This is a genomic window from Candidatus Symbiopectobacterium sp. 'North America', from assembly GCF_015762685.1.
Lineage (GTDB): Bacteria > Pseudomonadota > Gammaproteobacteria > Enterobacterales > Enterobacteriaceae > Symbiopectobacterium.
This window is the reverse complement of the sequence record NZ_PEHF01000114.1, coordinates 1-1,335: the sequence shown is the minus strand read 5'-3', so window position 1 is coordinate 1,335 and position 1,335 is coordinate 1. Positions and strand designations below refer to the sequence as shown.

The window sequence follows — 1,335 nt, the reverse complement described above, 5'->3', positions numbered from 1 at the left end:
ATAGATAATTATACTTGATTGAGGGTGTGTGCCACCATGATAGGGGAAGACCCGTTTATATACATATATAGAGAAAATCATCATGCTGTTATCCACTACCGCACTGCTTCCACGACTCAGCGTCAATGCCTCTTCGTTGCCCTTTTTTATCGAACACGTGCCCTGTGGTTTCCCCAGCCCGGCGCAGGACTACATGGAAGATCGGCTCGACATCAATCAACTGGTGATCAACCAGCCCAATGCCACTTACTTTATCCGCGTCAGCGGTGATTCAATGATTGATGCCGGCATTGGCGACGGCGACTTACTAGTGGTTGATCGGGCATTGACAGCGCAGCACGGTGATATCGTTGTGGCCGCCGTGGACGGAGAGTTTACCGTTAAGGAGTTGCGCACCCGCCCTTTTCTGCAATTGGTGCCGCATAACACACGCTATTCACCGATACACTTTCAGCATGAGGAGGCGCTTGAGATATTCGGCGTGGTCACCTTTACGGTAAAGGCGATGCACTAGCGGGAAGGAAAAGAGAAATGCGCTTATCGCTCGACGCATGACATCCGGTTAAATCAGCACTTCTTCTCTGCAAATCAACCACAAACGCATGTCAAATTCGTACTGATGGTAGTCCGGCTCCATATGGCAACAGAGCTGATAAAAAGCTTTGTTGTGGTCCTTCTCACGCAGGTGTGCCAACTCATGCACCACGATCATGCGCAAAAAGGCTTCCGGCGCGTTCCTGAACAGGGTCGATATCTTGATTTCATTCTTGGCTTTTAACTTCCCGCCATGATTTTTAGAGATAAAGCTATTGGTGCCGAGCGTGCCTTTAACGGGATTTAACGCACCGTCATAAATAATTTTGGCAAGCGCACTTTCCTTTTTCAGATAGAGATTTTTTATGCCATTGACATAGTCGTAGAGCTGTTTGTCATTCGTCACCGTATGCGGCACGGGGTACTTTTGTTTAATTACCGCAGCCAGCTTGCCCGATTGCAGCAAGCTATCAACACTCGCGATCAGTTCTGATGGGTAATGCTTTATGTAATCCAGTTTGCTCATCGTGGCCGTAAACGTGTCAGCAGCAGTGAATGTACAGGGCAAAAAATTTACGGACATGCTAATCGATTTTGCTCACGGAGGCTATCTGGCAGATACCGAGCACCGTGTCATTTTCCCGCACCGGCAGTGAATAAAATAGTTATTCCCCCCTATCAATGTATTACTGGCAGTACACGCGATACCGCTTGATCGCCTTGCCCTACAAATATACTGTATATAAACGGGTCTTCCCCTATCATGGTGGCACACACCCTCAATCAAGTATAATTATCTAT

2 protein-coding genes are annotated in these 1,335 nt (G+C 47.6%); one reads left to right on the top strand and one right to left on the bottom strand.

Going from position 1 to position 1,335, the window contains the following annotated elements:
* Positions 1-82 precede the first annotated feature (82 nt).
* Positions 83-514, top strand: coding sequence for a translesion error-prone DNA polymerase V autoproteolytic subunit (umuD, locus tag CS369_RS22530; protein WP_196908781.1), 432 nt, complete (start codon positions 83-85; stop codon positions 512-514).
* A gap of 48 nt (positions 515-562) precedes the next feature.
* Here umuD and CS369_RS22525 read toward each other — a convergent pair whose 3' ends face one another.
* A complete protein-coding gene (locus tag CS369_RS22525) occupies positions 563-1,060 on the bottom strand; it encodes a YgjP-like metallopeptidase domain-containing protein (protein WP_196908782.1) in 498 nt (165 codons plus the stop codon).
* Positions 1,061-1,335 lie beyond the last annotated feature (275 nt).

Coding starts and splice junctions, on each gene's coding strand:
- umuD (WP_196908781.1), top strand. CDS start 83: ATGCTGTTATCCACTACCGCACTGCTTCCACGACTCAGCGTCAATGCC.
- CS369_RS22525 (WP_196908782.1), bottom strand. CDS start 1,060: ATGAGCAAACTGGATTACATAAAGCATTACCCATCAGAACTGATCGCG.